This is a genomic window from Novosphingobium sp. ZN18A2 (assembly GCF_036784765.1).
Taxonomy (GTDB): domain Bacteria; phylum Pseudomonadota; class Alphaproteobacteria; order Sphingomonadales; family Sphingomonadaceae; genus Novosphingobium.
This window is the reverse complement of the sequence record NZ_CP136651.1, coordinates 2,477,641-2,499,738: the sequence shown is the minus strand read 5'-3', so window position 1 is coordinate 2,499,738 and position 22,098 is coordinate 2,477,641. Positions and strand designations below refer to the sequence as shown.

Genomic DNA, 22,098 nt, shown 5'->3' with positions numbered 1-22,098 from the left:
AGCGCGCGCTCATATCACAAAGTGCCATGCGATAAAGGGGGCATTGCCTGCCATGCGCGACTTTCCACCCTGCAATGTGGGGTTTCGGGCACGGTTTCGCAACTTTTTGATGATGCGGGCCAATCCGGGGCCACCCGCCAAACAGGGACCAGCCGCGGCTCCGGGGGGCGATTGCCGTCAGGCCGCGGCGCGCCAGCCGTCAGGCTGCGGCGCGCCATAGGGGAAAGCGGACCAGCCGCCCCGCCGCGGGAACGTGCGCGTCTATCGCCCGCGCGGGTTGCAGGGCGGAAAGGATCGCCGGGTCGGCCGCGTCCATCCCGCCGGTCAACGCGCCGAACGCGGGCAGGATCATGCGTCCGCCCGCGCCGCCGCTGCCTTGCGAGGTGACGATGCAGGGGCGCACCACCCTGCGCCCGCGCGCGGTGATCCGCATCCGGGGGTGATAGTGGCCCGAAATCTCGCTCCGCGTCTCTCCGGCGCGGGCTTCGTGCCGCAGCACCACGCCGCCCAGTTCCAGCTCTTCGGCCAGCGTGCCGCCCACCGTCTCGCCCAACGCATCGGGCATGGCCGCATCGTGGTTTCCGGTGATCCACACCCAGTCGGTCGCACGGGTAAGCGCGCACAGCATTCCGCGCGCGTGCGGCTCAAGCCGGTCGGGACCATCCGAGTCGTGGAAATTGTCGCCCAGGCAGAACACCCGGCGCGCGCCGGTTTCCCGGATCGCCAGCGCCAGCCGTTCCAGCGTTTCCCGGCTGTCGTAAGGCGGCAGCATCTGCCCCGTGGTGGCGAAGAAGCTGGCCTTTTCAAGGTGCAGGTCCGCCACCAGCAGCGCGTTCTCGCGCGGCCAGAACAGCCATCGGCCCGCGTCCGTGCGCCATTCTTCATCCGCGAACGAAAGGGGAACCATGGGCTTTCCCTTGCCGCAGCGCGCGCCATTTGGCAAGCCGCGCTGCATGACCGACTGGACCCCGTACACCGCCCGCGCAAAGGACTGGTTCGAAGACCTGCGCACCCGCATTTGCGATGCATTCGAAGCGATAGAGCGCGAAGCCGGCAGCGATGCGTCGTTCGAATACCGGCCGTGGCAGCGCGAAGCCGATGCGGACGGTGACGGCGGCGGCGGCGTGCAGGGGCTGATGAAGGGCAAGGTGTTCGAAAAGGTCGGCGTGAACGTTTCGACCGTGCACGGCACTTTCGCGCCCGAGTTCGCGCGCACGATCAACGGCGCCAGCGCGGAAAATCCCGGATTCACCGCCACCGGCATCAGCCTTGTCGCGCACATGGCCAATCCGCACGTGCCCGCCGTGCACATGAACACCCGCTTCCTGACGACGACGGCGGCATGGTTCGGCGGCGGGGCGGACCTGAACCCGCCGATTCCCTATGAAGAGGACACGGCCGATTTCCATGCGGCGTTCCGCGCCGCCTGTTCGCGCCACAACCCTACCTATTACGATCGCTTTTCGAAGTGGGCGGACGAATATTTCTTCATCCCGCACCGCGGCGTCGCGCGCGGGGTGGGCGGCATATTCTACGATCACCTGGAATGCGCGGACGAAGCGGCGTGGGAACGCAACTTCGAATTCACGCGCGACGTGGGGAAGGCGTTCCTCGAGATCTTTCCCGAATTGGTCCGCCGCCGCATGAATGCCGAATGGACCGGAGAGGACAAGCAGCGCCAGCTTGAATGGCGCGGCCGCTATGCCGAATTCAACCTGGTCTACGATCGCGGCACGCTGTTCGGGTTGAAGACCGGCGGCAATATCGATGCCATCCTGATGAGCCTTCCGCCCGAAGCGACCTGGAGTTGACGTCACGCCGTCGGGTTGGGTTCCGCCCGTCGCGGAGCGCCCACGGCTTGCCGAAAGACGCGGGCGCGAAAGGTCCGGAACGGTCATCCCCGTCCCGACAAGAGGGAAGGGTCGACACATGAATCTGGACGGGTTTTTTCCCGCGAGGCTGACGGTCCTCGCGGTGGTGACGGGCACTGTTTTGCTGGGTGGTTGTGTGGGGTCGCGGCGGCCACCGCCGCTGGCGTCGCGTCCGCCTGCAAACGCGCCTTCGAACGGATATGTATCGCCGGGCCGCGCCGCGCCCGCTGTGTGGGAATTGCGCTCTGGCCTGAACGTGGCGGCGCTCACGTGCCGTGGCCGTTCGCGCGCATCGGTGGCGCCCGCCTATCGCCGGATGCTTGCCCGCCATCGCGCCCTGCTGTCCGCGGCCTATCAGGAAGAGGTGCACCGCTATGGCGCGCGCGCCTTCGATCACCAGCAGACGCGCGTTTACAACCGCTATTCCAACCAGCGTTCCCCCGAACGGTTCTGCCGCACCGCCGCAAGCGTGGCGCAAGAGGCCGGCGGGATGCCGTCGTCGCGGCTCAGTCCCGCCGCGCGCGGCCTGGTGGCGCAGTTGCAGCGATCGCTGCGCTGATCGCTTGCCCGCCGCGCGCGGGCCGGGCAGGAACGGGAGCGATACGGTCCTGCCGCGTTTCGGCGCGCGGGCGACCGTCCTGCGTTGCGCGCGCATCTCCTCTTGCCCCTTCTGCAAATAATTCGCACATCTAGGGCGCAATGCTGCGCCAGTACGAACTTGTCGAACGCGTCAAAGCGTATGAACCGGACGCCGACGAGGCGGTGCTGAACCGTGCCTATGTCTATACCGTCCAGAAACACGGCACGCAGAAGCGGGCCAGCGGCGACCCCTATTTCTCGCACCCGGTCGAAGTCGCCGGCCTGATGACCGAACTGAAGCTCGATTCCGACACGGTCGTGACCGCGCTGCTGCACGATACGGTGGAAGATACGCTGGCCACCACCGAGGAGATCGAACGGTTGTTCGGCGGCGATGTCGCGCGGCTGGTCGATGGCGTTACCAAGCTCTCCAAGATCGAGCAGATGACCGAGAACGAGCGTGCGGCCGAAAACCTGCGCAAGTTCCTTCTGGCGATGAGCGAGGACTTGCGCGTGCTGCTGGTGAAGCTGGCGGACCGGCTGCACAACATGCGCACGCTCCATTTCATCAAGCGCGAGGACAAGCGCAAGCGCATCGCGCGCGAGACGATGGATATCTATGCCCCGCTGGCCGAGCGCGTGGGCATGTATGAATACATGCGCGAAATGCAGCTGCTCGCCTTCGAACAGCTTGAGCCCGAAGCCTATGCCACGATTACCGGGCGCCTGGCCGCGATCCGCGAGGAAAGTGGCGCGCAAGTGGGGCAGATCGCGCTGGAAGTGAAGCAGGCGCTGGCCGAAGCCGGGCTGACGGTGGAAGTCTCGGGCCGGGAAAAGCATCCCTATTCGATCTGGCGCAAGATGGCCGAACGCCACGTCAGCTTCGAACAGATCACCGACATCATGGCCTTTCGCGTGCTGACCGACAGCGCCGACGATTGCTATACCGCGCTGGGCGTGCTCCATCGCCACTGGCAGATGATTCCGGGACGCTTCAAGGATTACATCTCGACCCCCAAGATGAACGGCTATCAAAGCCTGCACACATCGCTGATCTATGGCGGGTCGATGCGCGTGGAAGTGCAGATCAAGACGCACGAGATGCACCGCACCAACGAATTCGGCCTGGCCGCGCACTGGGCCTACAAGCAAGGCGGCAGGCGGCCCGACGGGCAGGTGGGCTGGCTGCGTGACCTAGTCGAGATTCTCGATGCGAGCAGCGACGCGGAAGAGCTGCTGGAAAACACCAAGATGGCGATCTACCAGGATCGCATCTTCGCCTTCACCCCCAAGGGCGCGCTGTTCCAGTTGCCCAAGGGCGCGACGCCGATTGACTTCGCCTTTGCCGTCCACACCGATCTGGGGGCGCAGGCGGTAGGCGCGAAGATCAACGGCCGCCACGTGCCGCTGCGCACGCAGTTGGGTAACGGCGACGTGGTGGAAATCATCAAGAGCAACAGCGCCGAACCGCAGCTTTCGTGGCTGGGCTTCGTCGTTACCGGCAAGGCGCGCGCCGCCATCCGCCGCGCGGTGCGGATGAAGGAACGCGCCGAAGTGGCCGCCATCGGGGCCAAGCTTTATGAGGAAATCGTCGAGCGCCTGCCCGGAAAAGTGGGCAAGAAGGCGTTGAAGGACGCGATCAAGCGGCTGAAGCTGTCGTCCGAGGAAGAACTGATGCATGCGATCGGATCGGCCAAGCTGGACGATCGCGACGTGATGGAAGCGCTGATGCCGGGCAGCGCGGCGGACCTGCCCGATCCCGACCAGTGGCCCAAGCAGAAGCGCGCCATCGCCATTCGCGGATTGACGCCGGGCATGGCATTCAAGCTGGCCGATTGCTGCCACCCGGTGCCGGGCGACCGCATCGTGGGCCTGCGCCTGCCGGACAAGGGCGTCGAGGTTCATTCGATCGACTGCCTGACGCTGGCCAACGGTATCGATGCCGACTGGATAGACCTTGCCTGGGACAAGCGGACCGACGGCGCGATCGGCCGCATCCGCGCGGTGCTGTTCAACCGTCCGGGCACGCTGGCGGAAATGGCGGGTATCTTCGCCAAGAACCACGCCAACGTGGTGAACCTCGAGATGACCCAGCGCGACGACCCCTTTCACACGTACGAATGCGACCTTGAAGTGCGCGACCTTGCGCACCTGACCCGCATCATCTCCGCGCTTCGCGCAAGCGACGCGGTTTCGCAGGCGGAAAGGATCTGAGGCGATGACGGACGCGAAAACCCGCGTGGGCAGGGTGGTCGGCCTCGATCACGTGCAGATGGCCATGCCCCACGGCGGAGAGGCCGATGCGCGCCTGTTCTATGGCGAAGTGCTGGGGCTGACCGAAGTGCCGAAACCGCCGCATCTTGCGCTCAACGGCGGGTGCTGGTTCGAAGGCGGCGCGGCGCACATCCACATGGGCGTGGAGGATTCCTTCTTCCCCTCGCGCAAGGCGCACGCGGCCCTTCTGGTGGATGACCTTGCCGCACTTGTCGCCCGGCTGGAGGCGCGCGGGATCGACTTTTCCGAAGGCAAGCCGCTTGACGGCTATATCCGCGGTGACATCCACGATCCCTTCGGCAACCGCATAGAACTGATGCAGAGGGTTTAGGCCGCGCGGACGGATGCGGTTATCGCTATCCGGTGTTTCCGACCGAAAGCGAAAGTTGCGCCGGCCCACCCCCAACCCCTCCCGCAAGCGGGAGGGGAGCGAGACTTGCGCCGCCGCAGGTGGTGCTAGTCGCAGCGGGGTAGGCAAATGTGCGAGGGCAGCCAACCCCGTAATTTCCGCCGTTCGACCTGACCCAATTGCTCCCGGATAGCCGCTGCTATTTCCCCGCCGCTAAAGCACCTCCAGCGTCACCGATACCTCGTCGCCCTCGGCCACATCCTCGGCCTTGCGTATCGCCAGTTTGACGGGGAGCAGCCAGGTGGTCTGCCCGTCGTTCTTCTGCGGGAATACCGATGTCGTCCAACGGCTGTGTCCCAGCGTTGCCGTGACCTTGAGCGAACCCCAGCCGCGCGTCATCCCTTCCAGCCGCCGCATCAGCGCGGTGGCCGACAGTTCCTCGCCCGCGGCGCCGTCTATCGACAGAAAATGCCAGCTGCCGGTGCCGCTCTGGCCGGTCCAGCGCCACAGCGGGCCGGCGTGGCAAAGCGATTCCCGATTGCCCTGAGCTTGCCGAAGGGTCACGGCGCGCGGCGGACGGGGACGGGAACGTTGCAGATGTCCGCGCCGCCTGCCGGATGGATAAAGAACGGATCGCGCCGGTTCGCGCGGGCGTCTTCATATTTAGCGAAAGCGGTGCTTTCGGTGGAAAGGTATTGATAGGCGGGCAGGCCGCTTGCTTCGTAGCCCAGCCGGATCGACCGGATCGGCACGCGGTGTTCGGGGTTGCGGTAGAACCCCAATAGCCCATGCCCGCGCGGCAGGCTGGAGAGGTATTCCATCCCCTCGATTACCCGGCCCACCAGCGCGATGTTGCGATCAAGATGGCGCGGCGGTGTGCCGATCACGGTGTAGAGCTCGGCGCCCGATCCGGTGTCAGGTGAATAGTTCCGGCCGACGCCGACCATGCCGTAGCAGTGGATGGGCCACATCCGCCCGCCGTCTGTTCCGATTGGCCAGCCGTGCCAGTCCAGCGAAGAATCGGCATAAGGATCCTTCAGGACAACCGGATGTGCAGGCGGCGGCGTTCCAATCGTTTCATGTCCAATTGCGGATTTGATGATCGGCCAGATCTGTGACGAAGAGGATGAATATTCGCTCTCCGGCACGCTCGTCAGGCCCGCCGGCAACGGCCTGGCCTTCGCCTTGTCCTCCGCATCGGGATCGCCCCATTGCACCACGTAATTGTCCTGCACCCGCGTGATTGCGGTGCCGTCCCACCAGTGCGCTTCGGCCAGTTTGCGGATGTTGCCGATCCACCCTTGCGAAAATGGCGGCGGCATCAACTGGATCACCACGCGGCGCTTGTTGCCGTCACGGTCAGGCGCGAGGTCCATCACGATGAGGTCAGACGGCGCGATCGTCACCCAGTCCGAGGCGGGAGCGGCCTCGACGATTTCATTGGGGGAGGGCGCAGGTTTCGACTCGTCAGCCAGCGCGGGAGCGGTGAGGGTGAGCGCGGCGAGGGCAAGCAGCGGTATCTTCATGGCAAGAGTTCTGCCACGCCCACCCCGCTGCGACTAGCCTCGCTACGCTCGACAAGTCTCACAGCCCCTCCCGCAAGCGGGAGGGGAGAACACGCGACCGAATTTCCCCTCCCGCTTGCGGGAGGGGGCAGGGGTGGGCAAACGCACGGGCGTGGCGATTCCGCCCGCGCCCTACTCCGGCTCGTCCTCCAGCCCGTACATATCCCCGTCCGAAAGGCCGAAGTGGTGCCCCACCTCGTGGATCAGCACGTGGGCGACCACGCGCTCCAGCGTTTCGCCGGGGCGCGAGCGCCAGTCGGCCAGCAGCGGCTGGCGGAACAGGCGGATACGGTCGGGAAAACGGCCGGTCATGCCGATGCTGCGCTCTGTCAGCGGGATGCCCTGGTACAGGCCGATCAATTGCCAGCGGCTGGCGATGCCCATTTTCTCAAGCGTTTCGCGGTCGGCGAACTCTTCCACCTGCAATACGATTTCGTCCAGTGTGCGCTGGAATTCCAAGGGAAGGCCCAACATCGCCTTCCTCGCGATGCGCTCTATCTCGTGCGCGGTGGGATCGTGGGGGAAGAGGTGCGTCACCGCGATAATCTGGCGCGCGCGGACCCGCTGTTCAAGATGTGCCTGCAAACCATGCACGGCCCCGCTTGCCAAGCCGCCCGCACGCGGCTAGGTGCGCAACCCTTGTCCCGGTGGCCTTGGCCGGAAGGACATGCGGAGCGGTGGCCGAGTGGTCGAAGGCGCACGCCTGGAAAGTGTGTATACGGTAACCCCGTATCGAGGGTTCGAATCCCTCCCGCTCCGCCACCTAGCCCCTTGGCTCAGCTACCAGTCCGGAGAGCGCCAGAGAAGACCGCGAAATTGCGCGGGCTTCGGGCAGCAGATTGACTGTCAGAGAGCAATCAACTGCGACGCTTCCGACGCCTGTTCTCCGCGCACCCCGGCAGAGAGAATGCGCCCTTCCTGCGCGAGCCCCACAGGTCGAACAAATGTCAGCCATCGGCGCCGTTATCGGTGGGGCGAGGGCCCTCCACAGGCGGTGGAAAATGGCGCTGCGACATTGCAGCGCAGTTGGTTGTCTCGGAGGCGGAAAAGTTGACCTGACAACCACGGTCAACATAACCGAAGTTGTCGGGTCAATAACGGTCAACATGATTGGGGGCGCCACCCTGATGTCGAAAAAATGGCAGTTTTGCTGGCCTCGTGGCGCTCCCAGCGCTCGAACGCCGCTTTTTTGTCTTGAGTTATAACCCGGACGGGTTGACCGTTCGGCGGACAAAAAAAGGGAAGAGTCAACATGGCGATAGTGGCGACAACTACAACGCTGCAATGACGCGATCTCGCGCTTGCGGGGTGATGGCCTTTCTGGAGCCGGGATTTGGTGATTGTGCCGACCGTCGTGCGGATCTGACAACGTGTGCTGATGAGTTTCATTGCCGAGACTCGATCACACAGCATCACATGCGGGCAAGGTCGCGGGCAGTCCAGCAGATAATTGATTTTGCAATGTATTGCGTGCAGCGACGTGATCTGCTTGATCAATGCACTGACCCAACCGTAGTTGCAGAGGGCAATCTCCGCCGTGTCGCCGCTGCAGCTTTCAATCGAGATTGTTCTCCTCACCGTGCATGAAGGCTCGCTCCATGTGGTGATGCGAGAGCGAGAAGATGGGCTGTTCTATCTTCCTGGCGCGTTTGTCCAACGACCGACCAGGCTTGAACATCAGGCCAACAGCATTCTCATGGACCAGGTTGGACCGGTCGATGTGAAGGTGGAGCAATTCCACACCTTCGCCGATCCCGGACGCGACCCGCGGGGGTGGATGGCAAGTGTCGGCTTCCTTGGAACCGTGCAGTCAGCATGGATCTTGCCTCACGTGGGCGTGTCCCACGAAATGCAATTGATCGAAGTCGAGGTTCACGACGAACTGGCCCAGCCACACCTGAGCCTTGGTGGGCTGAGTGTCAGGGCCGGGCTCGATCATGACGAGATCATTGTCGAGGCCGTGCGCCATCTGCGCCGGATCCTCGATTGGTCGATGCTCGGTTTTCAGCTTGTTCCGGGATACTTTACGCTGCTCGAGTTGCAGCAGGCGCACGAGGCGGTGCTCAATCGCAGCTTGAACAAGCCTCTCTTCCGCAAGCGAATGCTCGAGCGGATATTTTCGGACGGCAGCAAACTCAAGCCCACGAAATATGTCCGGGGCGGTGCGCATCGGCCGGCCAAGGTGTTTGAACTGGCTAAACCATGATCGGCCTGCGCGATCCAGCCAATTTGTTGTCGCAAAGTTGACGCTCGCTCGAGCGCGAGGTTGCCGCTGAAGGCCGCAGAAGTCCTGGCATGCCCGGGGTTCAACGCTTTCCAATTGCGGCTGTTTAGTTGTCGCATTTGCGGGGAGTTTTTGACCGGGCGGACCGACGGAGGAGAAATTCCCTGATCCAGTCAACTAGGGTCAACAAAATTGAGGCCGTCAACCAGACTGAGCCGCTGACCAGCAAGGATCGATTTGCCTCTATTGGCCGGGTGATAATTCTGGTTCACGGTTAAAAATGAACCAGAATCGCAGGTGCCGTCAACGTGTCATCACCGCAGCAAGGCCTGGCCTTGCTCGACCCAGTCGCCTTGTATCGTTCCGGCCTTGAGCAGCGCGGTGATATCGATCCCGGGCTTCAATTTCCCCGCGACGATGCCGTCGACGACCTGCGGGGAGAGGAAGGCCAGCCTCACGACACGGCACAGGTAGGAATCGTTGACCCCTTCGCGCCTGGCGAGCGTGGTCACGTCGAACTCGCCCTCGGCGAGCATCGCCCACCATTCCCGGGCGCGCATCAGGAGACGCAGGAGCGCAGGGTCCGGCTCGCCGGTCCTGATCGGGACGCCGTTGTCGTGAACCAGCCGCACCGCACGTCCGGTGCGGGTGAGGCGGACATTGCAGGTGAGGGTGAGCGAGACAGCGAGGTCTTCAGCGTCGGGCAGGTCAAGCGCGGCGCGCAGGCCTTTGGCGGAAAGCGCGATCTCGACGCTCCGGGGCAGGATGCGCACTTGCGACAGTAGCGGGCGCAGCGTGCTGGTGCGCGAACGGCCCAGCTTCTCGGCCAGCGCCTTGGTCCGCGTCACGAACGGGGCGAAGGCATCGGGATCGAACTTGAGCCGGGTTCGTTCGCAAAACCGGATCGGGTCCTCGATCAGCCGCGTGAGTTCGCCGGTCACGAGGTCCTCGATCTCGCGCGCGGGAATGCGCATGCCAGAGTCGGCTGCATCGCGTGTTCCGTGCTGGAGCACCTTGCTGACATAGTAGGTATAGCGCTGCCTGCCCTTGCGGGTGTGCGTGGCAACGAGTGGCTCGCCGGCCTCGTCGACCAGCAGGCCTGCCAGCGGGGCCGACGCCGCGCGCGGCGTCCTGGCCTGCTTGCCGTTTCCATTCCCGTCGAGCTGCTTCTGGACCTTGTCCCATTCCTCGCGGGCAATGATCGCCTTGTGCGCGCCGCGGTGCAGCTTGCCATGGTGCGCGATGTATCCTGCATAGATCGGGTTCCTGAGGATCGCATAGAGCTGGCCGCGCGAGAACCAGCCGCCGCCGTAGGTCTTGCCCGCTGCCGTGTTGCGCAACGGCTTGCGGATAGCCTCGTCCACCAGCTGGTCGGCCACGAGCCGCACCGCGCCGAGCTTCCTGTAGCGCGCATGGATATCACGGATCAGCGCGGCATGGTCCTCGACGATCTTCAGGCTTCTCCCATCGGGCTCGTAACCCAGCGGCGGGATCCCGCCCATCCACATGCCCTTGGCCTTCGAGGCCGCGATCTTGTCGCGGATGCGCTCGGCGGTGACCTCGCGCTCGAACTGGGCGAAGGACAGCAGCATGTTGAGCGTCAGGCGTCCCATGCTGGTGGCGGTGTTGAACGACTGGGTGATCGAGACGAAGCTGGTGCCGGCCTTGTCGAGCGCCTCGACCAGCTTGGCGAAGTCGAGCAGCGAGCGCGTCAGCCGGTCGACCTTGTAGACGACGATGATGTCGATCTTGCCCGCCGCCATGTCGGCAAGCAGCTGCTTGAGGGCAGGGCGCTCGAGCGTGCCGCCCGAGATGCCGCCGTCATCATAGTGTTCGGGGCACAGTTCCCAGCCTTCGCTCGCCTGACTCATCACGTAGGCGGCGCAGGCCTCGCGCTGGGCATCCAATGAGTTGAACCCCTGTTCGAGGCCCTCGTCGCTCGACTTCCTTGTATAGATCGCGCAGCGCACCGGGGTCATGCCGCATCCTTGCGCGTCTTCAATCCGAAGAACGCCGGACCCGACCAGCGCGTGCCGGTGATGGCGCGCGCGACCTGGCTCAGCGAGTTCCACTGCCTGCCGTTCCAGCTGATGGTCTCGTCTTCGGCAATGGTCACGGTGTGCAAGGTTCCGTGCCATTCGCGCACCAGCCGGCGCTTGGCCGTTCGTGTCGCATCCTTGCCGCCGGCGGCGAGTTCCAGGCGCCTGGCGCTGCGCTGCGACATCGTACCGTGCACCGCGGCCTGCAACTCGTAGGCGAGCGCAAGGCGCATCAGCCCTGCGCTGACGCGCGGGGCAGGGCCGCCGGTGAGGTCAATCCAGCGCTGGCGCAGCTGGGGGCGCGACATATGGGGAAGGGCGGTGAGTTCGGCGTCCAGGTCGAGGGTCTGCATCGCGTTCGGGTGGCTCCATCAGCACAGGATCAATCCTGCTTCTCACCACCATGAGCTCCGGACGCTCGGCGCCGGAGCGGACCGGGGCACCCATGCCCCGGTGCGAATCTGCACCGGCACACAAGCCGCAAGGCGGCCGGCAGTCCAGCGGAAAGAGGGACGACGTCCGACGACTTGTGCAGCGGTGAGCGGGTATGCCCACGATGCCTTGGCTACTGTGTATGGGGTTGATCCGACAAAATGGCCGACCCGCGTGTCGATGCGATTTTTGGGTGCCGCGCCGCAGGTCGTGACAGCACGCTTGCTGCGAAACGACGCGGAGCAAGTGGCAATGGACAAGCATGACATTCCTGGCAGGTTCGAGGAGCCTACCTATTCTGGGCTGGGCGACACGGACCGACAGCCGTCCCGGCAGGGCAATGGTGCCGGCGACGGACCGGCAACCGACGGCAAGCCCGTGCCCAGGCACAATCCCTACCGCGATGTGGACTGGGAGGAAGATCCGCCGCGCACCAAGCCCAGCATCGAGGACGTGGAGCCCCGCCGCCGCTTCCAGCTCGAGGGCGCCTCGGACGGCGAGGTCTGCTCAGCGCATAAACAGATGCTCAAGCAGCTATCCTGCGAGACGTATGACTTTGCCATGGACTGCTTCGAGACCGCACGCGGGATCAGCGACCGCGTCGCGGGCCGCTCGCGCAAGCTTGCCATGGCCTGCAGGCTCGCAGGGCTCACCGCGCAGCTGATCGCTGCCGTTGACAAGCACAACGAGGAAGGGTGAGGCGATCCGCGCCATGGCCTCGAACCATCCACGCAACACCGAACCCATGCTGGGGTCTCCGCGTTGCGGGGCGCGCACGCGAAGCGGTGCGCCTTGCCGTGCGCCCGCCATCGCAGGCGCTACCCGCTGCCGGATGCATGGCGGCAAGGGCTCCGGGGCGCCCAGGGGCAACCGCAATGCGCTCCGGCACGGGCTCTATACAAAGGCGTCGCTGGCACAGGACCGCGACGCGCGCCTGCTGATCAAGCGCGTCAAGGAAGAGCTTGCCGCGGTGAAGTGAGCGCCGTCGGTCCAGCGGGCTGATGTTCGAACGAGGATCTTGTCCAGCAGCGTTGATCGCAGACGTTACGCGACGCGCCGGATGTCATGATCGGTCCCAGCTGCTAGGAGGCCTCCATGACCGATTGCGGCTGCGCACCTCCACCTCTCGAAAGCGACACGCAAAAGCGGGCCTTGCGCATCGCGCTTGGCTTGAATGCCTTCATGTTCCTGGTCGAGACTTCGTCCGGCATCTTCGCGAATTCAGCAGGGCTGATCGCGGACGGGCTCGATATGCTCTCGGATGCAGTGGTCTATGCGATTGCCTTGGTTGCCATCGGCAATTCGCTGCGGTTCAAGGCCAACGCGGCGATGTTCAGCGGTCTGGCTCTGCTCGCGCTCGGCGCGGGCCTTTTTGTGGAAGTTGTCAGGCGGTTCATCGACGGCGGCTCGCCGGAAGGTGGGTGGATGATCGCAATCGCTGCCCTGGCCCTGGTCGTGAACATCATCGTGCTGCGCCTCCTGTCGCGTCAGCGCAATGACGAGGTTCATTTGCGCGCTGCATGGATATTCACCCGGGCGGATGTCATCGCGAATGCCGCGGTTATCCTTTCTGGCCTCGCCGTAGTGGCGACCGGCTCGCGCTATTTTGATCTCGCGGTTGGCGCAGCCATCGCAGCATATGTCATGCGCGAGGCCTTCGAGATCATCTCGGACGCGCGCGGCGCGCAGCGAGCGATTTGAGCGCCTACGTCGCCATCGGGCACGCCGAATATTTGGACGATGTTCGTGTCGCTCTTGCCGCAGACCTCAAGAGCAGGAAGAGCTGGTCTGAGCCCGAAGTTTCTACCAGTTATCAGTAGAGCCTTGGGCCGTTTTGATGCCCTTCGCTGGGCGTAATGGCAACAACCATATTGGGGGCATGCCCCCAATATGGTTCGCCGCTTGATCCTGCCCCGATCTCAGCCGGGGTTCTGTTCCCGAGGCTCGAGTGGGGCCGAAAGTGGTTGTAGTCGTGTCGCCAGGCTTCCAGTTCCTGGCGGGCATGGGCGAGGCTGGTGAAGATCGTCTCGTTCAAGAACTCGTCGCGCAGGCGTGCGTTGAAGCTCTCGATGAACCCGTTCTGGTAGGGCTTGCCCGGCGCAATGTAGTGCCACTCTACATTGCGGTCCTTCGACCAGCGCAGGATCGCCATGCTGGTCAGTTCGGTGCCGTTGTCGCTCACGATCGTGTGGGGTCGTGCCATCCTCTCGAAGACCGCTGCGTCAAGCTCACGCCCGACCCGTGCGCCGGAAATCGACGTATCGGCGATCAGGCGCACGCACTCCCGGCTGTAGTCGTCGACAACGGCGAAGATTCGGAACCTGCGGCCACATGCGAAGGCATCCGATACGAAGTCCAGGCTCCAGCGCTGGTTGGGGCCTTGCGGGATCGTCATCGGTGCCCGCGTGCCCAAGGCCCGCTTATCTGAACGAACGGCCAAATGCAGATCGCGTACCCAAAACCCGTCGTTCCGGAGTGTCCAAACAAGCGGTTGTCGGCTTCACGACAAGCAGCTCGAACCCGCGGTTAGCGTGCTGATGCAGAAGCTACAGGGCAAGTCGTTCGCGCCGCCCGCGCCGCCATTGCTGCCGGCCTATCCGGCCGAGGGCATCGTGCCGCCCAAGCCCTGAACCATGCCGGTGCACCGTCAGAGCGAACTCACCTGATTGACTTGTGAGGCATTACGCGGGCAGGGCAGGGCGCTCCCTGGCTCCTGTAAGGCTCGAATATGGAGATGCCTGCCGTGCCGACAATCCGAATATCCACGCGCAACGGCCTGACCATCGCTGCCGACATAATGGGCCCGGAGGAGGCTCCGACCGTCGTGCTTGGTCATGGGGGTGGGCAGACGCGGCACAGTTGGTCGCGTGCCGGGGTGGAACTGGCAGATGCCGGCTATCGGGTCATAAACTATGACCTGCTCGGCCACGGCGAGAGCGATTGGGACCCTCAGGGTCGCTACGATCTGGCAGGGCGGGCGGCTGATCTCAGGTCTGTCGTTGCGGCCGGGAACAGTCCCTTTGCCCTCGTTGGCGCCTCGCTCGGTGGGGCGACATCGCTCAAGGCAGCGACTGAGGGGCTTGATCCCGCGGCTCTTGTGCTGGTGGACATCGTGCCGCTCGTCTCGATTGATGGTGTCGCGCGCATCCGTGCCTTCATGACCTCACGCCCCGAAGGTTTTGTCGATCTTGAAGAAGCGGCAGACGCAATTGCCGCTTACAATCCCGGCCGGCCGAGGCCGGACGATCTTTCGGGCTTGGCCAAGAACCTGCGCAAAGACCCCGACGGTCGGTGGCGCTGGCACTGGGATCCGCGCATCCTGGATGGAGCAGAAGGCCAGCCACGTTTCCTGCTCAGCGTGATGGACGAAGCGGACTGGACCGACCGGATTCCAACGATGCTGGTCCGGGGGCTAAAATCTGACATCGTCACTGACGAGGGTGTTGCCGACCTCAGGCGTCGGATTCCCGCGCTTGAAGTCACCAACATAACGGGCGCGGGTCACATGGTCGCGGGCGACCGCAACGATCAGTTCAACGCAGCCGTGCTCGAATTCCTGTCCCGGACAATGCCTGTCTGAGTTTTTGCGCGGGCGTCTGACTAAATCCCCATAAAATCACATAAAACCATATATTTGTTGTAAGTGCAGGCAAGCTATGGATCACGTGCCCCTGTCATACGGAACAGGGGAAAGTCCATGCGCACCAGCACCAGCCATCCATTGCAGATCGCCGAAGTCCAGGCTGGGGAGGGCCAGGGGCTGATCGGGATCACGTTCTGCCCGGGCAAGAAGCAGGCGAACGCGGCAACGGGGGCGTGGAACCGCGACCTTGCGCTCGACGTCGAGGCGATCCAGCGCTGGAACGCAGCGGCGGTGGTGACGCTGGTCGAGCCCCACGAACTGGTGAGCCTCGGCGTGCGCGATCTCGGCGCGACTGTGGCCCATGCACACATGGCCTGGTACCACCTGCCGATCCGCGACGCGGGCGTGCCGGGCTTTGCCTTCGAGCATGCCTGGCGCGAGAAGGGCGAAGAGCTGCGCGCGATCCTGCGCGATGGGTTCAACGTGCTGGTGCACTGCAAGGGTGGACTGGGCCGGGCAGGGACCATTGCCGCTCGCCTGCTGATCGAACTGGGCGTGAGCGACATGGAAGCGAAGGACATGGTCCGCGAAGCCCGGCCCGGTGCCATCGAGACCGCGGAGCAGGGCGCGCATCTCCTCTGCCGCGAGGAGATCCCCGAGGAGACACCCGACCGCAGCGATGTCGCGGTGCTCGACCGCGCACGCGGCGCGCTGCTCGGTCTGGCCGTCGGCGATGCCATCGGCACCACGCTCGAGTTCACCCGGCGCGACAGCCACCCGCTGATCGAGGACATGACAGGCGGCGGCCCGTTCGGGCTCGAGCCGGGCGAGTGGACCGACGATACCGCGATGGCGCTGGCACTGGCCGAGACGTTCCAGTCCGTGGGTCCCTTCGAGGACGAGCTCATGGCGCGCTTCCTCAAGTGGTACGAGGAAGGCGAGAACTCGTGCACCGGCACCTGCTTCGATATCGGCGTGACCACCCGGCAGGCGCTCATGCGATTCAAGGCCAGCGGCGATCCCATTGCCGGATTGACCGATCCGATGAGCGCGGGCAACGGCAGCCTGATGCGGCTGGCGCCGGTGGCGCTGCGCTACCTGTGGGATGCAGACAAGCGCCGCGACCATGCCGCGCGCCAGAGCCGCACCACGCACGGCGCGCCCGAGGCGGTCGATGCCTGCGTGGCCTTTGCCGATGTGCTCGCCGATGCCATCGTCGGTCAGACGCGCAGCCACGTCCTGAGGACCCGCAATGGACCCTATGCCGGGGCCATCGCACCGATCATGGCGGGCTCATGGCGCGGCAAGGCGCGCGATGCGATCCGCTCCTCGGGCTATGTCGCGCATTCGCTCGAGGCAGCGCTGTGGTGCGTTGCGCGGACCGGCACCTTTGCCGATGCCGTCCTTCTCGCGGCCAACCTTGGCGATGATGCCGATACCACCGCGGCGATCACCGGCCAGTTGGCCGGTGCGCTCCATGGCCTCTCGGGCATCCCGCCGCACTGGCTCGAGCGGCTCGCCTGGAACGACCTGCTGCTTTCCACCGCGAACCTGCTCCACACCATGGCCGACATGACCGCACCGGATGGAGAGGGCAGCTAGGTCGCAAACCAGCGCCGGGTTCGTTTGCAAATCGCGCGTAGCGCAACTGAAGGGTGAGCGACGGGAAGGGCACCTTCACCGCCTACTTGAGCTCAGGCTGCCCCGATGGACCGATAAAGGAAATGCCCTCGTTCTTGAGCGCGGCAAGGATCTGGCGCGAGGCATAGGCGCTCGGCGTCCCGTTGCCGGTCTCGAAGCGGCGCAGGGTCGACACGCTGACCTCGGCCAGCCGGGCGAGATCGGCCCGCGAGAGCCTGAGCAGGTCGCGCGCAGCACGGCAGCTCGCAGGCGACAGCATGTCAGGGGATAGCTGCGGCCTCTGATCGACTCAGCGGCCCTCGATGTCCCCGGTTTTGAGCAAGGCGCTGATGAGCCCGCGTTTGAGCCGGCTTTCCTTTGGTGCATTAACGGGAAAACACCGGACTTGCTTTCTTCTGCGATAGGCAGATGAATCTTTTTACTGAAGGCAAAGACCCATGGCACGAGGCTTTGCGGATGCGATATCGACATCAAGCCATATTGTTTTTTGCGGGTTGGTTCCTGCTTGGCGCGGCGGTCGCCACGGCGACGCTCTGGGAGTTTGTCATCGCCTCCATCGGCGGAGTTTTTGATCCGCCTGTTGTCTGGACACTCGCGCGCGACATCGGCTCTCTGGTGCTGCCGCTTTTGCTTTCGCTTGGCGGGATTCCAGCCGCCGTTCAAATTTGGCGCCGAAGGCCATGGAAGATGGCCGCGCTGGTCTCCTTGGCAACCTGCGCTCTTGCCTGGTTCGTGTTCGTTTTCCTGGTGCTGTGGGCTCCCGGGGTTTTTGGATGGACGTGGTAATGTCCGGCATCGATTGGCGCGGTGGGGAGTTCTGGCGCTGCTCGGTCAACTTCGGGCGGTTTGATGGCGGTCAATGAGCCGGATCGCACGTCGAGGCATGGCGCTACAGGTTGGATGGGAAGGGACAATGTGGCTCGACAAGCACATCGTATTTGGCAGTGCTCAACTTAACTTGCGTCATCAACGTCCGCGACGTCTTGTGCGTGGTCTGGCTGGAGTATTGACCATGGTCGCCGCGACGGCAGCATATGGCAGCACGGTTACGCCCACCCAGGAAACCGTGAACCAAGGCGGGGAAGGACTGGAACGCGCGGGCTACGTCGAACGCACGGTCTCCGAAATTGGCCCCTACAGTTCCGAACACCGCTTGCAGATTTACGGCGCAATCAACGATTTGTTCGATCGCTTATGGCTGAAGCCGGAAGGCAAAAAGGTCCTGAGGAAGGCGGTGCGGTCGAACCTCGACGGCATGGAATTTCAACTCGAGGATCGCGATGCTGACGGAAAGGCGGATTTCTATGTTTATTATCGGCCGAACAGGTACAAGCAGTCTCAGGATTTCGGGGCATTTTTTGACCTGAACGGCGATGGGCGGCCGGACTGGATCGTCTTTTACGGCGGGTCGCTCGTGACGAGGGACAAGTCGGTCCTTTGGTGGCACCAGCACGGCGTCGATACCAATGGCGATGGACGCTTCGATCTATGGATCATCGGGGCAATTGACATGGATGGCGATGGCTATCCGGACAAAGGCGCAACGGCATGGGTGCAGGACGTCGATCACGATGGCCGGATCGACAGGGCCGAACATATCGTTGATGGCAAGGTGATACCTATCAAGCCAAAGGGCAAGCGCCTTCCCCTGCGGTGTGTCATGTCCTTCGCACAGGCCCGCATAGGGGAGTCGATAATCGACCTGTTCGACAAGATTTCACGAGATATCAACGCCAACTTGCAGGGCGATTAGGGTCCGTCCGTGGGTAATGCTGGTCGCGAGCGGCAGTGCGGAATGGCCTAACCCATCCGCAGCCGCTCGCCTTTCGGGCAGCGTCCGTGGCTGCGGGTCATGTTGGTGGCGGTCCAAGTCTCGTCGATGAAGACGAGGCGCTCGGGTTCGAGGTCGATCTGGCCGTCGAACCAATGCCGACGTTGCTTCAGGACGTCGGCACGGTCCTGCTCGATCGCGCGCCCGGTCTTTTTTTGCGCGTGATCCCGTGACGCACGAAGAAGCGATGCACCGTGCCGATCCCGACCGGGGCGCCGCGCTCGATCAGCCGCGCCTGAACCTCGACCAGGGTCATGTCTCCCTGTTCGGCGATCAGTTCCCGAATGAAGCCGCCATGCGCTTCGATCTTGCCCGAATGTCGGTCACCGCCGCGCGGCTTGGCCACGGCCTGACCATGCTCCAGGGCAAGTTATCGCCAGCGGATCGCGCTCGACGCACTGACACCGAAGCGGGCTGCCGCCGCACGGCAACTCAGGCCGCCATCAATCGCTGCAACGACCCTGTCCCGAAGATCCTGTGAAAGCGTTCGTGCCATCCATGCTGGCCTCCTGCCACCAGCAGGAAGTCTGAATCACAACGCAGCCGCAATGGGAATCCCTGCCGAGTCAGATCGTGTGGAACCCGCTCTAGCCTAACTCCACAGTGTACATAAGGTCGAAGGTGCCAACAAAGCGGTCTTCCAGTGTTTGGATATTGATCCTCGAAACCGGCCATTTGTTCACTCAGCGAATTGTGGCGCCTTCTGGGCCGCGTAGCTTCTTACAAAAAGAACCAGCCAGTGGGTTGATTGGATTCGTTGATCTTCCCTCTTTGACGCTCTGCTTTGCTATAAGCAGGGCCAAAAGCGTCTTTCCGGGCTCTTCGATCATGGGCAAATGTCCAGAGTACGCAAACCAGCAAATGGTCTTTTGGGGTGCGGACAATTTGCTTAACCAGCGGGCGGCAATACTTGAGGGCGTTGTGTTGTCGTGCCGTCCCAATAGAAACATCACCGGCACGTCGAGCTTGTGAAGCTTACTAAATGATACGTTCGCAAGGCGTGGCCACAAGGTAGTGACAGTAAATTCGCTCCCTTTTCCCCATGCGATACGATCTGCTGGGGTGTAGAGAGGCGAAAGTTTTGTCGAATCAAAATAAAAATCCGCGTTTGGCCGCAAGCCCGCCAGCGAACCGTATTTATTTGCCCAAACCCTCCATGCGTCCGCCTGCTTAATCGTGAAGGGGCCAGCGTCTGGATATGGCGCTAAGGAGGTGATGGCTTTTACGGCAGGCTCATCACCGCGTTCGCGAGCGATTTTGAGGGTATGCTGCATGCCCACACGCTCATTTTCACGGAAGTCGATCAATTGTCCCATGCCGATATAGGCGTAGAGCAAGTCGGGCCGCTTTTCTGCGACGGCAAGGCCGATGGCCGATCCGAAACTGTGACCTAGAACGAACACTTTCTTTTTGCCGAACTTTGCTCGCAGCTGCTCGATCAGTTCGATCGCATCGTCCCGATAGCGCTCCAATCGCAGTGTCGGAGCGATCTTCTTGGGATCGTTGAGCGGATAAGACCGTCCAGCGCCTCGCTGGTCCCACTGCACGACCGTGAAAAAATCTTCCCAGGGATGTTGGAACGTCCATGCCATTGGCATTTCGACAGAACCCGGCCCACCGTGAATGTACAGAAGAATTGGGTTGTCGCGATTTTCTCCACGAATATTGATCACCTGCCGCGAACCGCCTAGAACGACGACGCTTGTTTCGTCTATTCCATTTGGCGTGACTATCTTTTGCACGTCGGCAATAATTGACCGTGCTTTTGCATAGCTATCAGGCGGATTTGCGGCGCCGTTTCCAGTCGTGATCCCAGCATTTGCCGAGGATTGGCTTGACAGGGCGCAGGACAGAAACAGCGCCAGCGCGAGAAAGAACCTGTAGGAAATCCTGTTATACATCAAACACCTTGCATCAAGTTCAATCTGGGTTCGGCTCTTGGTTCTTTGCTGCATTCTGGTCAACCGCACCAAAAGTCAGAATGCGATTTCAGTCACGACGGTGTCCTAGGCCTTGTGAACAAGCCCAAACCACGACAACGGCTCTCACTGACCGGTTAACTTCCGTTCGGTATCGCCTGTGGACAAATAGTTTACAGCGCAACCCGCCGGACACAAAGGCTTCGCTGGAACGATGCCAGGCTTTAGGCGTGGGTCCGCGCCGAGGCCCGATTTTCTTCCATCCATCGCCGCTCGTCAGGTGTACCCTCTTGAGGGGGGAAATGGCCCTGAATTGTCCAGAGGTCGAAGGGCGTCTCGTCGACATGCATTTCCCAGTCGTAACCGCGACTTTCGATCCATGGTTCCAGCAAAGTATTTATTCTATTAAAGAATGTAATCTTCAAATCAACAGATTGAAATGTTCGCGCGATATGGTCAATCGAAATTCGTATAAATTCAGAATGAGGCTCGCCGCCGATATAGATGTTGCTTTCCGATACTTCCTGAAAAGTCACACCAACGTAAAATCGCGGCATAAAATTTTGGTAAACACTTGTAATGGCCTGCGCAATTCCCTTCTTGTCGACATCGGAAAAGGCGTTGACCGGATGATAAATCTTCCACAGTGGCATAACATTGTCTCCAAGAATGGAGCTGGACCGCTCGTGGATGGGTCTTAGCTGTTGTGCCCCTTGGCTGAAATGTCATAAAAACGGCAAAATGAGCCATAGCAATCAAAGAATGAAGACGATTGGAATTGTTCTGCAGGACCACTTTCAACTCATGGGCCTAGCGGCCGTCACACCCTTCGATTTCGCTAATTTTGTGCTGCAAATCCAAGCTTATCGATGTAGAATTCTGTCCGAGTATGGCGGACCGGTTTGTTCCTCGTCAGGGGTATCTGTTGTTACAGAACCCCTTGGGACCGTACCCGACACACTGATGGTAGTGGGGCAATCAAGACCACGGCCAGCTAGTCCCTCACTATGCGCCTATATTGCAGGCGCGGTAAATCAGGCGCGACGGGTAGCAGGTATCTGCACCGGAGCTTTTGCACTCGCCGAAGCAGGCGTTCTCGACGGACGCGTAGCAACGACCCATTGGGGGCACGCTGCGACCCTTCGCAAGAAGTTTCCTGCAATTAAGGTGGATGACGATCGGATCTTCGTTGCGGACGGCCCGGTTTGGACATCCGCTGGGATGACGGCGGCGATTGACCTGGCCTTGGCTCTAATCGAAGAAGACCACGGCAGCGATACCGCTCGCTGCGTTGCGCGCCATCTAGTCGTCTATCATCGTCGGCCGGGCGGCCAATCGCAATTTTCTGCGCTTCTTGAATTAGAACCAAGATCAGATCGCATTCAACGGGCCTTGATATATGCCAAGGAGCACCTGGCAAATCCATTATCGGTTGAGGAACTCGCTCATGTTGCAAGCCTCAGCCCGCGTCAGTTCAGCAGAGCATTCCGGCAAGAGACCGGTCATTCGCCCGCCAAAGCAGTTGAGCGTCTTCGTCTGGAGGCAGCGCAGATCCTTATTGAGAATGGACGACATTCGCTGGAGACTGTCGCAAGCGAGTCCGGTTTTCAGGACCGCGATAGAATGCGCCGGGCCTTCATTCGCGCTTACGGCCACTCGCCGCGAAGATTTCGTCAGATTCCTCACAGAAGCTATGATGATGCATCTCAGTGACGACAGTTCCGCTTTGGCGACTGAGAGACTGAAGTCGCTCATGCATCATGCACGCTGCAAATTTTCGATATCGCTAAA

22 protein-coding genes, 1 tRNA gene and 2 pseudogenes are annotated in these 22,098 nt (G+C 62.4%); 14 read left to right on the top strand and 11 right to left on the bottom strand.

Translation table 11 applies throughout. From position 1 onward, the window contains the following. Nucleotides 1–199 precede the first annotated feature (199 nt). Complete coding sequence (gene pdeM, locus RXV95_RS11910; RefSeq protein ID WP_338466262.1) at nucleotides 200–907, bottom strand: ligase-associated DNA damage response endonuclease PdeM; 708 nt, start codon at nucleotides 905–907, stop codon at nucleotides 200–202. 46 nt (nucleotides 908–953) lie between these two features. Between pdeM and hemF the strand changes: the two genes are divergently transcribed. The 4 genes from hemF to RXV95_RS11890 all read left to right on the top strand — a co-directional run bounded on the left by hemF (nucleotide 954) and on the right by RXV95_RS11890 (nucleotide 5,055). Then, nucleotides 954–1,811 carry an oxygen-dependent coproporphyrinogen oxidase gene (gene hemF / locus RXV95_RS11905; RefSeq protein WP_338466261.1) on the top strand — a complete coding sequence of 286 codons (858 nt, stop codon included), beginning with the start codon at nucleotides 954–956 and terminating at the stop codon, nucleotides 1,809–1,811. Nucleotides 1,812–1,929: 118 nt separating this feature from the next. Beyond that, entirely contained in the window at nucleotides 1,930–2,430 is a 501-nt protein-coding gene (locus tag RXV95_RS11900) for a hypothetical protein (protein ID WP_338466260.1), read from the top strand. 140 nt (nucleotides 2,431–2,570) lie between these two features. After that, nucleotides 2,571–4,664, top strand: coding sequence for a bifunctional (p)ppGpp synthetase/guanosine-3',5'-bis(diphosphate) 3'-pyrophosphohydrolase (locus RXV95_RS11895; protein ID WP_338466259.1), 2,094 nt, complete (start codon nucleotides 2,571–2,573; stop codon nucleotides 4,662–4,664). 4 nt (nucleotides 4,665–4,668) lie between these two features. Continuing rightward, nucleotides 4,669–5,055 carry a VOC family protein gene (locus RXV95_RS11890; protein ID WP_338466258.1) on the top strand — a complete coding sequence of 129 codons (387 nt, stop codon included), beginning with the start codon at nucleotides 4,669–4,671 and terminating at the stop codon, nucleotides 5,053–5,055. A 231-nt stretch (nucleotides 5,056–5,286) separates the two neighbouring features. Here RXV95_RS11890 and RXV95_RS11885 read toward each other — a convergent pair whose 3' ends face one another. From RXV95_RS11885 to RXV95_RS11875, 3 genes are all read right to left on the bottom strand, one after another. Beyond that, a complete protein-coding gene (locus RXV95_RS11885; protein WP_338466257.1) occupies nucleotides 5,287–5,637 on the bottom strand; it encodes a DUF1905 domain-containing protein in 351 nt (116 codons plus the stop codon). After that, entirely contained in the window at nucleotides 5,634–6,599 is a 966-nt protein-coding gene (locus tag RXV95_RS11880) for a peptidylprolyl isomerase (RefSeq protein WP_338466256.1), read from the bottom strand. The genes RXV95_RS11885 and RXV95_RS11880 overlap by 4 nt, the downstream gene beginning before the upstream one ends. 171 nt (nucleotides 6,600–6,770) lie before the next feature. Beyond that, nucleotides 6,771–7,223: a metallopeptidase family protein gene (locus RXV95_RS11875; RefSeq protein WP_338466255.1), complete on the bottom strand. Its 453-nt coding sequence runs from the start codon at nucleotides 7,221–7,223 to the stop codon at nucleotides 6,771–6,773. A gap of 86 nt (nucleotides 7,224–7,309) precedes the next feature. Between RXV95_RS11875 and RXV95_RS11870 the strand changes: the two genes are divergently transcribed. Together RXV95_RS11870 and RXV95_RS11865 are read left to right on the top strand one after the other, a co-directional pair. Beyond that, a tRNA-Ser gene (locus RXV95_RS11870) sits at nucleotides 7,310–7,400 on the top strand. 775 nt (nucleotides 7,401–8,175) lie between these two features. Next, complete coding sequence (locus tag RXV95_RS11865; RefSeq protein WP_338466254.1) at nucleotides 8,176–8,844, top strand: hypothetical protein; 669 nt, start codon at nucleotides 8,176–8,178, stop codon at nucleotides 8,842–8,844. 332 nt (nucleotides 8,845–9,176) lie between these two features. On the opposite strand, the gene RXV95_RS11860 is transcribed toward RXV95_RS11865, so the two are convergent. Further along, nucleotides 9,177–10,841, bottom strand: coding sequence for a recombinase family protein (locus RXV95_RS11860; protein WP_338466253.1), 1,665 nt, complete (start codon nucleotides 10,839–10,841; stop codon nucleotides 9,177–9,179). Beyond that, entirely contained in the window at nucleotides 10,838–11,254 is a 417-nt protein-coding gene (locus tag RXV95_RS11855) for a DUF2924 domain-containing protein (RefSeq protein ID WP_338466252.1), read from the bottom strand. The genes RXV95_RS11860 and RXV95_RS11855 overlap by 4 nt, the downstream gene beginning before the upstream one ends. A 331-nt stretch (nucleotides 11,255–11,585) precedes the next feature. Between RXV95_RS11855 and RXV95_RS11850 the strand changes: the two genes are divergently transcribed. The 3 genes from RXV95_RS11850 (at nucleotide 11,586) to RXV95_RS11840 (ending at nucleotide 13,034) form a co-directional block, all read left to right on the top strand. Next, nucleotides 11,586–12,032 carry a hypothetical protein gene (locus tag RXV95_RS11850; protein ID WP_338466251.1) on the top strand — a complete coding sequence of 149 codons (447 nt, stop codon included), beginning with the start codon at nucleotides 11,586–11,588 and terminating at the stop codon, nucleotides 12,030–12,032. A 13-nt stretch (nucleotides 12,033–12,045) separates the two neighbouring features. Further along, nucleotides 12,046–12,312 carry an HGGxSTG domain-containing protein gene (locus tag RXV95_RS11845; protein ID WP_338466250.1) on the top strand — a complete coding sequence of 89 codons (267 nt, stop codon included), beginning with the start codon at nucleotides 12,046–12,048 and terminating at the stop codon, nucleotides 12,310–12,312. Nucleotides 12,313–12,428: 116 nt separating this feature from the next. Further along, nucleotides 12,429–13,034, top strand: coding sequence for a cation diffusion facilitator family transporter (locus RXV95_RS11840; RefSeq protein WP_338466249.1), 606 nt, complete (start codon nucleotides 12,429–12,431; stop codon nucleotides 13,032–13,034). A 112-nt stretch (nucleotides 13,035–13,146) separates the two neighbouring features. On the opposite strand, the pseudogene RXV95_RS11835 reads toward RXV95_RS11840, so the two are convergent. Further along, nucleotides 13,147–13,755, bottom strand: a pseudogene (locus tag RXV95_RS11835) (integrase core domain-containing protein); the annotation flags it as partial. Between the two features lie 306 nt (nucleotides 13,756–14,061). Here RXV95_RS11835 and RXV95_RS11830 point away from each other — a divergent pair. Together RXV95_RS11830 and RXV95_RS11825 are read left to right on the top strand one after the other, a co-directional pair. Further along, the gene (locus RXV95_RS11830; protein WP_338466248.1) at nucleotides 14,062–14,913 is read left to right on the top strand and encodes an alpha/beta hydrolase; all 852 of its coding nucleotides are present in this window, start codon (nucleotides 14,062–14,064) and stop codon (nucleotides 14,911–14,913) included. A 117-nt stretch (nucleotides 14,914–15,030) separates the two neighbouring features. Next, nucleotides 15,031–16,518, top strand: coding sequence for an ADP-ribosylglycohydrolase family protein (locus tag RXV95_RS11825; RefSeq protein WP_338466247.1), 1,488 nt, complete (start codon nucleotides 15,031–15,033; stop codon nucleotides 16,516–16,518). An 82-nt stretch (nucleotides 16,519–16,600) separates the two neighbouring features. Here RXV95_RS11825 and RXV95_RS11820 read toward each other — a convergent pair whose 3' ends face one another. Next, nucleotides 16,601–16,816, bottom strand: a complete 216-nt coding sequence (locus RXV95_RS11820) for a helix-turn-helix transcriptional regulator (protein ID WP_338466246.1) — start codon at nucleotides 16,814–16,816, stop codon at nucleotides 16,601–16,603. A 149-nt stretch (nucleotides 16,817–16,965) separates the two neighbouring features. Between RXV95_RS11820 and RXV95_RS11815 the strand changes: the two genes are divergently transcribed. Next, entirely contained in the window at nucleotides 16,966–17,343 is a 378-nt protein-coding gene (locus tag RXV95_RS11815; protein WP_338466245.1) for a hypothetical protein, read from the top strand. A 127-nt stretch (nucleotides 17,344–17,470) separates the two neighbouring features. Beyond that, a complete protein-coding gene (locus RXV95_RS11810) occupies nucleotides 17,471–18,310 on the top strand; it encodes a VCBS repeat-containing protein (protein WP_338466244.1) in 840 nt (279 codons plus the stop codon). Between the two features lie 50 nt (nucleotides 18,311–18,360). On the opposite strand, the pseudogene RXV95_RS11805 reads toward RXV95_RS11810, so the two are convergent. The 3 genes and pseudogenes from RXV95_RS11805 to RXV95_RS11795 form a co-directional block, all read right to left on the bottom strand. Further along, nucleotides 18,361–18,884: pseudogene (locus RXV95_RS11805) on the bottom strand (IS630 family transposase); the annotation flags it as partial. A 187-nt stretch (nucleotides 18,885–19,071) separates the two neighbouring features. Then, the gene (locus tag RXV95_RS11800; RefSeq protein WP_338466243.1) at nucleotides 19,072–20,289 is read right to left on the bottom strand and encodes an alpha/beta fold hydrolase; all 1,218 of its coding nucleotides are present in this window, start codon (nucleotides 20,287–20,289) and stop codon (nucleotides 19,072–19,074) included. Between the two features lie 242 nt (nucleotides 20,290–20,531). Further along, nucleotides 20,532–20,960: a tautomerase family protein gene (locus tag RXV95_RS11795; protein WP_338466242.1), complete on the bottom strand. Its 429-nt coding sequence runs from the start codon at nucleotides 20,958–20,960 to the stop codon at nucleotides 20,532–20,534. A gap of 109 nt (nucleotides 20,961–21,069) precedes the next feature. Between RXV95_RS11795 and RXV95_RS11790 the strand changes: the two genes are divergently transcribed. Next, a complete protein-coding gene (locus tag RXV95_RS11790; RefSeq protein ID WP_338466241.1) occupies nucleotides 21,070–22,020 on the top strand; it encodes a GlxA family transcriptional regulator in 951 nt (316 codons plus the stop codon). Nucleotides 22,021–22,098 lie beyond the last annotated feature (78 nt).

Excerpts from the sequence above, each read along its gene's own strand:
- pdeM (WP_338466262.1), bottom strand. The coding sequence starts at position 907 with ATGGTTCCCCTTTCGTTCGCGGATGAAGAATGGCGCACGGACGCGGGC.
- hemF (WP_338466261.1), top strand. The coding sequence starts at position 954 with ATGACCGACTGGACCCCGTACACCGCCCGCGCAAAGGACTGGTTCGAA.
- RXV95_RS11900 (WP_338466260.1), top strand. The coding sequence starts at position 1,930 with ATGAATCTGGACGGGTTTTTTCCCGCGAGGCTGACGGTCCTCGCGGTG.
- RXV95_RS11895 (WP_338466259.1), top strand. The coding sequence starts at position 2,571 with ATGCTGCGCCAGTACGAACTTGTCGAACGCGTCAAAGCGTATGAACCG.
- RXV95_RS11890 (WP_338466258.1), top strand. The coding sequence starts at position 4,669 with ATGACGGACGCGAAAACCCGCGTGGGCAGGGTGGTCGGCCTCGATCAC.
- RXV95_RS11880 (WP_338466256.1), bottom strand. The coding sequence starts at position 6,599 with ATGAAGATACCGCTGCTTGCCCTCGCCGCGCTCACCCTCACCGCTCCC.
- RXV95_RS11860 (WP_338466253.1), bottom strand. The coding sequence starts at position 10,841 with ATGACCCCGGTGCGCTGCGCGATCTATACAAGGAAGTCGAGCGACGAG.
- RXV95_RS11855 (WP_338466252.1), bottom strand. The coding sequence starts at position 11,254 with ATGCAGACCCTCGACCTGGACGCCGAACTCACCGCCCTTCCCCATATG.
- RXV95_RS11850 (WP_338466251.1), top strand. The coding sequence starts at position 11,586 with ATGGACAAGCATGACATTCCTGGCAGGTTCGAGGAGCCTACCTATTCT.
- RXV95_RS11845 (WP_338466250.1), top strand. The coding sequence starts at position 12,046 with ATGGCCTCGAACCATCCACGCAACACCGAACCCATGCTGGGGTCTCCG.
- RXV95_RS11840 (WP_338466249.1), top strand. The coding sequence starts at position 12,429 with ATGACCGATTGCGGCTGCGCACCTCCACCTCTCGAAAGCGACACGCAA.
- RXV95_RS11830 (WP_338466248.1), top strand. The coding sequence starts at position 14,062 with ATGGAGATGCCTGCCGTGCCGACAATCCGAATATCCACGCGCAACGGC.
- RXV95_RS11825 (WP_338466247.1), top strand. The coding sequence starts at position 15,031 with ATGCGCACCAGCACCAGCCATCCATTGCAGATCGCCGAAGTCCAGGCT.
- RXV95_RS11820 (WP_338466246.1), bottom strand. The coding sequence starts at position 16,816 with ATGCTGTCGCCTGCGAGCTGCCGTGCTGCGCGCGACCTGCTCAGGCTC.
- RXV95_RS11815 (WP_338466245.1), top strand. The coding sequence starts at position 16,966 with ATGAATCTTTTTACTGAAGGCAAAGACCCATGGCACGAGGCTTTGCGG.
- RXV95_RS11810 (WP_338466244.1), top strand. The coding sequence starts at position 17,471 with ATGTGGCTCGACAAGCACATCGTATTTGGCAGTGCTCAACTTAACTTG.
- RXV95_RS11800 (WP_338466243.1), bottom strand. The coding sequence starts at position 20,289 with ATGTATAACAGGATTTCCTACAGGTTCTTTCTCGCGCTGGCGCTGTTT.
- RXV95_RS11795 (WP_338466242.1), bottom strand. The coding sequence starts at position 20,960 with ATGCCACTGTGGAAGATTTATCATCCGGTCAACGCCTTTTCCGATGTC.
- RXV95_RS11790 (WP_338466241.1), top strand. The coding sequence starts at position 21,070 with ATGAAGACGATTGGAATTGTTCTGCAGGACCACTTTCAACTCATGGGC.